Annotated in this window: 9 protein-coding genes; 4 read left to right on the forward strand and 5 right to left on the reverse strand. The window is 70.2% G+C overall.

The window, feature by feature from the left end:
- The coding region (locus VF697_RS27175; RefSeq protein ID WP_331099635.1) for a chemotaxis protein CheB at positions 1 to 690 on the forward strand (690 nt) is incomplete at its 5' end.
- Between the two features lie 38 nt (positions 691 to 728).
- Here the strand turns inward: VF697_RS27175 and VF697_RS27180 are convergent.
- Positions 729 to 1,001 (reverse strand): peroxidase, encoded by a 273-nt coding sequence (locus tag VF697_RS27180; RefSeq protein WP_331099636.1) that lies wholly within the window; start codon positions 999 to 1,001, stop codon positions 729 to 731.
- Between the two features lie 105 nt (positions 1,002 to 1,106).
- Entirely contained in the window at positions 1,107 to 1,349 is a 243-nt protein-coding gene (locus VF697_RS27185; RefSeq protein ID WP_331099637.1) for a peroxidase, read from the reverse strand.
- A 186-nt stretch (positions 1,350 to 1,535) separates the two neighbouring features.
- Here VF697_RS27185 and VF697_RS27190 point away from each other — a divergent pair, with 186 nt between their 5' ends.
- Both VF697_RS27190 and VF697_RS27195 read left to right on the forward strand, forming a co-directional pair.
- Positions 1,536 to 4,604, forward strand: a complete 3,069-nt coding sequence (locus VF697_RS27190) for a TonB-dependent receptor (RefSeq protein WP_414641345.1) — start codon at positions 1,536 to 1,538, stop codon at positions 4,602 to 4,604.
- Between the two features lie 19 nt (positions 4,605 to 4,623).
- Complete coding sequence (locus VF697_RS27195) at positions 4,624 to 5,319, forward strand: hypothetical protein (RefSeq protein ID WP_331099639.1); 696 nt, start codon at positions 4,624 to 4,626, stop codon at positions 5,317 to 5,319.
- 46 nt (positions 5,320 to 5,365) lie between these two features.
- Here VF697_RS27195 and VF697_RS27200 read toward each other — a convergent pair whose 3' ends face one another.
- Entirely contained in the window at positions 5,366 to 5,710 is a 345-nt protein-coding gene (locus tag VF697_RS27200) for a response regulator (protein ID WP_331099640.1), read from the reverse strand.
- Positions 5,707 to 6,801 carry a PAS domain-containing sensor histidine kinase gene (locus tag VF697_RS27205; protein WP_331099641.1) on the reverse strand — a complete coding sequence of 365 codons (1,095 nt, stop codon included), beginning with the start codon at positions 6,799 to 6,801 and terminating at the stop codon, positions 5,707 to 5,709. The genes VF697_RS27200 and VF697_RS27205 overlap by 4 nt, the downstream gene beginning before the upstream one ends.
- Positions 6,802 to 7,036: 235 nt before the next feature.
- Between VF697_RS27205 and VF697_RS27210 the strand changes: the two genes are divergently transcribed.
- Positions 7,037 to 8,314 (forward strand): hypothetical protein, encoded by a 1,278-nt coding sequence (locus tag VF697_RS27210; RefSeq protein WP_331099642.1) that lies wholly within the window; start codon positions 7,037 to 7,039, stop codon positions 8,312 to 8,314.
- A gap of 7 nt (positions 8,315 to 8,321) precedes the next feature.
- Here the strand turns inward: VF697_RS27210 and VF697_RS27215 are convergent.
- The coding region (locus tag VF697_RS27215; RefSeq protein WP_331099643.1) for a hypothetical protein at positions 8,322 to 8,607 on the reverse strand (286 nt) is incomplete at its 5' end.

Genomic DNA, 8,607 nt, shown 5'->3' on the forward strand with positions numbered 1-8,607 from the left:
CTCCGCAACGCGGCGCGGACGCGAGGCCGGCTGGTGCGGCGCGGGCCCCTGCCGCGCGAGGCGCCGGGGCCCCTGGAGCGGACGGCGCCCTCGCTGCTCACGGTGACGACGGACAAGGTGGTGGCGGTCGGGGCCTCCACGGGAGGCACCGAGGCGCTGCGGGAGCTCCTGGAGCGGATGCCCCCGGACTGCCCGGGAATCATCATCGTGCAGCACATGCCGGAGCAGTTCACGTCCGCCTTCGCCAGACGCCTGAATGAAATCTGCCGCATCGAGGTGAAGGAGGCGGAGTTCGGGGACTGGGTGCAGCGGGGAAGGGCGCTGATCGCCCCGGGCAACCGGCACCTGCGGGTGAGGCGCAGCGGTGGGCACTACAAGGTCGAGCTGCTGGACGGGGCCCGGATCTCGGGGCACAAGCCGAGTGTGGACGTGCTGTTCCAATCGGTGGCCCGCGCGGCGGGGGCGAACGCGGTGGGAGTGCTGCTGACGGGAATGGGCGAGGACGGTGCGGACGGGCTGCTGGAGATGCGGCAGGCGGGAGCGGCCACCATCGCCCAGGACGAGGCGAGCAGTGTGGTGTTCGGCATGCCGCGCGCGGCCATCGAGCGCGGCGCGGTGGACGAGGTGCTTCCGCTCGCGGCCATTGGCGAGGCCGTGCGGCGCCGGGTCCGGCAGACGCGCGCCCCCTGACGCGGCCGCGAGGGTCGCCGCCGAGAACCCCAGCCCGCCTAGCGCTCCGTGTCGGGCGGAGGGCTCGCTGGGGTGGGGGGCACATAGCCGCCCTGGGCGAGCCGCTCGGCGCTCCGCTGGTAGAGCTCCACCGGGTGCTCGCGCACGCCCGTGGCATCGGCCCACCGGTTGTAGAAGTTGAACAAGGAGCAGACGGTGATGGCGTCGTAGAGGGCCTCGTCCGACCAGCCCGCCGCCTTCACGGCGTCCACGTCCTCCTGGGTGAGGTGCTCCGACTCCCGGTTGACCCTCTCCAGGAAGGAGAACAGCACCCGCTCGGCCTCCGGGATGGGGGCGGTGCGCGGGTCATCCAGGACGGCCTGGACCTTCTGCTCGTCTCCCAGCAGCTTCGCCGCGACCGCGGCGTGAGAGCCCGTTCAAAACACACAGTGATTGCGCCGCGACGTGAAGGCGGCGATCAGCTCGCGCATCCCGGACGACAGCGGCGAGGGGCCGCGCATCACCGCCTGGGTGAACTGCGCCAGCGGGGTCGTCATCTCCGGCTTGAACGCGAGCAGGTGCCAGAGGCCCATGGGGGGCATTCCCTGTCCCCGGCTGCGGCGGATGAGCTCCGCGTAGTGGCCGCTACCCTCGTGCGTCTCGACGTCCTTGAGGAACATGCGCCCCAGGATAGCCCTCGGCGGGGCTCCCTTGTTTTTTCACGGAATTACAGTGTAGCACCCGGAACAATGGCGCCGGCCGGCATGGAGCGGGCGGGCGCCCGACAGAGGGAACTTCCTTTGAACAGACGTTTCGAGAGCAACCAGACGCGCGTCCTCGCGGCGGTGCTGGCGCTCGGTGTGTGCATGTGGATGCCATCCGCGCTGGCGCAGCAGGGAACCTCCGTGCTGACCGGCACGGTGGTGGATGCCAGCAACAAGCAACCCGTCCCGGACGTGGTGGTGACCGCCACCTCTCCCAACCTCCAGGGAGAGCAGATCGCCGTCACCGACGCCACGGGTCTCTACCGACTGTCGCAGCTTCCACCCGGCGTCTACACGCTGCGCTTCGAGAAGGAGAGCTTCCAGCCCTACTCGCGCGACAACGTCTCCCTGCTCCTCAACCGCACCATCCGCTACAACGCCGAGCTCCTGCCCGACACCATGTCGGTGAACGTGCTCGTCGTGGCCGCCCCGCCCTCCGTGGACGTGGGCTCCACCCGCACCGGTATCAGCGTGGACAAGGAGCTGGTGAACCACCTCGCCGTGGTGCGCCCCGGCTCCAAGGGCTCCGCTGGCCGCTCCTTCGAGAGCCTCGCCGAGCTGGCCCCCGGTGCCACCTCGGACGCCTACGGCGTGTCGCTCAACGGCACCACGTCGCCGGAGAACGGCTTCCTCGTGGACGGCCTGTCCACGGGCAACCCCGCGCTCGGCATCCTCGGCACGCCGCTGTCCATCGAGTTCATCCAGGAGGTGAACGTCATCACCGGTGGCTTCATGCCCGAGTTCGGCCGCTCCACGGGCGGCGTGATGACGGCCGTCACCAAGTCCGGCTCCAATGAGTTCCACGGCTCCGTTTTCGGCAACCTCGCCCCCGGCGGCCTCGAGGGCACGCCCACGCGCGTGCTGCGCGAGGGCACCGTCATCAGCACCGACCAGCGGCTGTGGAACCTGGGGGACTTCGGCGCGGCGCTGGGCGGCCCCATCCTCAAGGACAAGGTCTGGTTCTACGCGGGCGTGGCGCCCTCCTTCACCCGCCGCTCGCTCGAGCGCAACTACAACGCCTACGTGCTGGGTGAGGACGGCAAGCCCGCCAAGGACAGCAACGGCTTCTCCCGGTTCGAGCGCATCCCCAACACCTTCCAGCGCTACTTCGCCGACCAGCGCTCGGTGCAGTACATCGGCAAGCTCACCTGGCAGGTGCACCCCGACCACACCCTCACCCTGTCGGCCTATGGCACGCCGTCCAGCTCCGGTGGCAACGGGCGCTTCGGCTACAACCTCGACAACGGCGCCGTCGAGACGGAGAACCTCAACGGCCGCTACGAGGCGCTCGCCCACGCCTACGAGTCCGACGCGCGCGACCTCTCCCTCAAGCTGTCCTCGTCCTTCCTGGACAAGCGGGTGCTGCTCGACGCCAACGTGGGCTGGCACCACCAGACCGACTCCACCCTCCCGGTGGATGGCAGCGGCATCGGCAAGGCGGCGGGCTACTCCGGCGTGCCCCAGTTCGAGATGCGGCGCTCCACCCCGCTCGGCGCCTATGAGTCGCTGGAGGGCACGGCGTGTGACCCCGCCAACCCGGAGGCCGCCGTGCGCTGCCCGGTGGCCAGCTACTTCCTGGGCGGCCCCGGCTTCCTGCTGGATCGCACCGTGGACCGCTACCAGGCCAACGCCGTGGGCACCCTGCTGCTCAACGCGCTCGGCCACCACGTCATCAAGGTCGGTGCCGACGTGGAGGTGATGACCAACCGCGACACGCGTGCCTACTCGGGCGGCGTGCTCTACAACGAGTCCACCGACGGCACGACGTTCACGGACTTCCGCTCGTTCGGCTACCTCATCGGTCCGGACCAGGTGGTCATCCAGCCGTCCATCCCCACCTCCACCCGCGCCAACGCCCTGGGCGCCTTCGTGCAGGACAGCTGGAGCGTGCTGGACCGCGTCACCCTCAACGCGGGCGTGCGCTACGACACGCAGAACATCTACGGCACGGGCGGTGCCCTCGCCTTCACGCTGCCCGACCAGATTTCTCCGCGCGTGGGGCTCGTGTACGACCCGACGCAGCAGGGCCGCTCGAAGCTCTTCGCCAGCTACGCGCGCTACTACCAGAACGCCGTGCTGGCCATGGTGAACTCGCAGTTCTCCAACATCACCCGCGTGCGCGCCACGCGCAACCGCGCGCCCATCAATGGGAGCCCGGGGTGTGATCCGCTCACCCAGGCCGCGCCCTATACGGAGTGCCGGGACCCGCGCAACGTGCCCGTGCCGAGCGGTACCAGCACCGGCATCAGCCGTCAGTACACGCAGACGTTCGCCATCAACAGCCCGGTGGACCCCGAGCTGAAGCCCCAGTCCTCCGATGAGCTCGTCCTCGGCGGCGAGTACGAGGTGCTCCCCCGTGCCAGCCTGGGCGCCAGCTACACCCGGCGCTACATGAACGACGTCATCGAGGACATGTCGATCAACGAGACGACCAACTACTTCATCGGCAACCCCGGTCGGGGCATCGCCTCGCAGTTCGACAAGGCCCGGCGTGACTACGACGCCGTCAGCGTCTACTTCACCAAGGCGTTCGCGGATCAGTGGCTCGCCCAGGCCAGCTACACCTGGTCCTCCCTGCGCGGCAACTACTCGGGTCTCTACCGCCCGGACAACAACCAGCTCGCGCCCAACGTCACCTCGGACTTCGACCTCCAGTCCATGATGCTGAACAAGGAGGGGCCGCTGCCGCTGGACCGCACCCACGCCCTCAAGGTGTTCGGCGCCCGCGAGTTCGTGTTCTCGCCCACCGCGAGCCTCAACCTGGGCCTCTCGTACCGCGGCACCTCGGGCGCGCCCATCAACGTGACGGGAGCGCAGTACCTCTACGGCACGGGCTTCACCTTCATCCTGCCGCGCGGCAGCGGTGGCCGGCTGCCCTGGGTGCACACCGTGGATGCCCACCTGGGCGTCAACTACAAGCTCAGCCAGCGCGTCACGGCGGCACTGACGGTGGACAGCTTCAACCTGTTCAACTTCCAGGCCGTCACGGCGGTGGACCAGAACTACACCTTCGACAACGTGGAAGCGCTGGTGGGTGGCACGGAGGCGGACCTCCAGACGCTGAAGGTCCGGGGCACCGACAGGGCCGTGACCGTCAACCCCAATTACGAGAAGCCCCTCTCCTACCAGACGCCCCGCAGCATCCGCTTCGGCGCGCGTCTCTCCTTCTAGTCCCGTGGAGCCACACATCATGAAGACACATCGAGCCTTTGCGTGGATTCTGCCGCTCGGGTGCGCGGCCTGGCTGGGAGCGTGCGGTGGGGCGCAGCAGCCGCCGCAGTGCACGGTGGGGCGCGGCGATCATGCCGTGCGCTACACGTTGAAGACGGGCACGGGCGTGTGCGCGCGGAAGAAGGCGGAGATCATCGGCGCGCAGGCCTTCCGGGTGCCCGGCTCGGGCGTGCCGCCCACCCTGGTGCTCAAGCCGGCGGAGCTGGCCGCGCTGGAGGGGAAGGACCCGGCGCACTCCGTCACGGCCTCGGGGGCGTTCACCACCGAGTACCCCGGCGAGGGCGGGGTGTGCGCGGTGCCGAGCATGTCCGAGGCCCGGCAGGTGGACCCCGGCACGATGGCGGACTTCCGCTACCAGTGGAGCAACCTGCGCATCGAGAGCCAGGCGGCCATTCCGGGCACGCAGTGGACGGCGGAGCTGAGCTACTCGGAGGGGGACTGCCTGGCCACCTACACGGCGGTGGGCGTGTTCCCGGCCATCAAGTGCGAGAGGCAGGTGCCGGGCGCCGACGGCAAGCCGGTGACGGTGCGTGACCCGGAGGTGTGCAGGCTGCCGCGCGCGGGCTCGTCGTTGGACCCGGCCTTCCCCATCTTCTGCGAGGAGAGCACCAACCTCTGCGTGCTGGAGGGCGAGCCCCCCGCGCTGCTGCCCTGAGCGGGTTGATCGCCGGTCAGGCCCTGGAGGACGGCGTCGCCCGTTCTCACAGGGCCTCCTCGAGTCGCTGCTCCAGCTCCAGGATGTTGAAGGGCTTGCGGAGCGCGGCGAAGGCGCCCAGCCGGCGGTGGGTCTCATCGAGGTCGCGGTGGGCCGAGATGAGGATGACGGGCACCTGGATGCCTTGCTCGCGCAACTGCTCGAGGAACTGGGTGCCGTCGAGCACGGGCATCATCAGGTCGAGCACCACGGCGTCGAACTCCTGCCGGGCCACGAGCTCCAGCGCGACGGCGCCGTCCTCCGCGGGGGTGACGGCGTAGGTGGCCTCCAGCAGCAGGGTGAGCGAGTCGAGGATGTCCGGGTCATCGTCGACCACGAGCACGCGCTTCATGGTCGCACCTCGGGGCGCGCCTGGGGGAGCACGACGGTGACGATCGTCCCCTGGCCCTGCGTGCTCTGGATGCGGAGCTGGCCCCCGTGCGCGTCCAGCAGCTCCTTCACGAGCGACAGTCCGAGCCCGAGCCCCGGGAAGTTCTCGGGGGACACGTTGCTCGCGCGGAAGTAGCGCCGGGGGAGCGAGGGGATGTCCGCGGCGGGAATCCCGATGCCCGGATCGGCGATGGACAGCACGAAGCCGCCCTCCTCGCGCGCCAGGGCGACGTGGAGGGTGCCTCCCTGGGGCGAGAACTTGAGCGCGTTGGCGAGCAGGCTGTTCACCACCTGCTCCAGGCGTTGGCGGTCCCCCAGGACCGGGTACGTGCCCGGAGCGAGGGAGAGCTCGAAGGCGTGGCGCTGCCGTCCTCGGGCCCGCGGTGTGTCGGCGTCGCGGTGGCGCGCCACGACGGCCTGGACGAGCCCGGCCAGCTCCAGCTCCTCCTTGCGCAGGACGAGCGGCATGTCCGCGTTGAGGCGTCCGATGTCCTCCAGCTCCTGGACCCGGGTGGAGACGCGCTCCAGCTGCGCGCCCATCCGGCTCAAGGCACCACTCGCCGCCGCGTCCGCCCCCGCGAGCTGCCGGCGCAGCGCCTCCAGGTACATGTTCACCGAGGTGAGCGGGGTGCGCAGCTCGTGGGCGGCGAGGGCGAGGAACGACGCCTTGGCCCGGTCCGCCTCGCGGCGCTCGTGGACGTCCACGCAGCTTCCGATGAAGCCGGCGAAGCGTCCCTGGTCATCGGTGAAGGGCACGCCCCGGTCGAAGATGTAGCGGTAGACGCCGTCGTAGCGCCGCAGCCGGTACTCCATCTCGAAGGCCTGGCGCCGCTCGAAGTTCGACAGGTAGATGTCCATGCAGCGGCGCACGTCGTCCGGGTGGACGCCCTCGACCCACCCGTTGGCTTGCTCCTGCTCCAGGGTGCGCCCCGTGAAGTGGAGCCAGGTGGCGTTGAAGTAGTCGCACACGGCGTCCAGTCCCGCGCGCCACACCATGGTCGGGGCATGCTCGACGAGCAGCCGGTATTGCTCCGGTGGGAGAGATGTCTCCACGTCAGCTCCTCCTGAGAGCAGGGCCCGGGCGCGTCGACGAGCGAGGCGCGAGGGACCGTTGCGGTTTCAACCGCTCGGAGAGGAGATTTTCCTTCACCGCCCGCTCCCCTGGCCGTTGGCTGTCCAGGGGCACGGCGAGGCCGGGGTGCGCCTTGCGCAGCTCCTCGGTGATGTGGTGGCCGCGCATGAGGAAGAGGGTTCAAACGAGCCCAGGGGCTGGGGCAAGCTGCGCCCCATGAACGCTACCGGTACCGTGCTGCTGCTGTCGCTGCTGGGCGCTCCGCCCGCTTCTTCCTCGGACCCGCTGTGCGCGAAGCGCGAGCCCTGCCGCGTCGTGGAGACGCTCGACGCGGGCAAGGACGCGCAGGGCCGCTCCCAACAGGTGAAGCACCTGTCGCTCGGGTGGGCGGAGATCGACACGGCGAGCCAGTTCCTCGGGCGCAAGTTCGGTCCGGGCGGGCGCAAGGCGAAGGGCTCGCGGGCGGAGGGCCAGTGCGAGGCCGCCGAGTGGTGGCTGATGCGCCCCACGCAGCCCGCCCAGCTCCTGGTGTCCGTGTGCAATGACGGCTACGGAGGCGCGGGCGTGGGCCAGGACACGGTGACGGTGAGCGACGAGTTCTTCACCCACGAGCAGACGGGGGGCAGCCGGGAGCGGTGGACCACCGCGCGCACGCTGCAGCTCTCCTCCCTGCGGCTGACGAGCGAGACGCTGCGCACCGCCTCTCCGTCCCTGAGTGGAGAGATGAAGGAGGACGGCGAGTTCTGGAACTTCGAGACGCTGCGCGGCGAGGTGACGCGCTCCGCCCCCGAGTGCGAGCCGGGAGAGCCCTCCCTCGGGGAGCGCAACCTGTCGTACCTGCCCCAGGTGCAGGTGGACAAGGCGTTCCTCCAGGAGGGGTGGAAGCAGGCGGGGCTCGGCGAGTGCGGCTTCGAGGCGGGCAACTTCCTGCTGGGCACCCAGGACGACCCGAAGGACGCGGGGCTGAAGGCGCTGCTGGTGGCGCCGGACACGTTGCTCGTCGAGGTGCGGGACAACAAATGGACGGGCCCGAGCGCGAAGTGGCTCAACGATGACCACGTCGAGCTGTGGCTGGCCCCCCAGGCGCCGCAGGAGCTCACCGGCTGTGGCAAGCCCACGGCAGCGCAGCTGCCCTCGCAGTGGGGCATCCGCCTGGTGGACGGGCAGGTGTTCCCCGCCTTCGGCTCGCCCAAGCAGACGCTCCAGGTGGAGCGCGCCGAAATGGCCGACAAGCACGGCTACCGCTTGAAGGTGAAGCTGCCCACGCCCTTCAAGGGCATCAGCGTCGTCTACAGCGACAGCGATAGCGGCAAGAAGCAGGAGCGGATGCTCGCCACGAGCGCGGTGAAGTTCGGCCGGCCCGAGACGCTCAACCCGGTGCGCGGGGTGCCTCCCCAGGAGGCCACGTGCGCGACGAAGGACGGGCAGCTCACCGTGGTGCGGGGGCCGGCGAAGAAGACCGAGCCCGACGTGGCCGTGCTCCGCATGGAGTGAGCGAAGGTCAGGGGGAGGGCCTGCCCTCGTCGTCTCGGGCTTCACCGCCGCGTACCACGTCGAGCCGGCAGGCCACGTTCAGCGACAGGCCCACCTCCTCGAGGGACACGGGCGACTGCTCCACCGGACCGGGCACGGAGCAGTCCACCGCCCGGAGGGGCGCCTCCGGAGAGCCCGCGGCGGTGGCGAGCTCCCGCACCCGCGCGACGAAGCGGCGGAGCAGCTCCTCGCGGTGGGCCTCGGGCTTCGAGACGAGGGCCTCCACGGTGCCGAAGCTGAAGCGGGGGCGCTTC

Source organism: Archangium sp. (genome assembly GCF_036388035.1).
GTDB lineage: Bacteria > Myxococcota > Myxococcia > Myxococcales > Myxococcaceae > Archangium.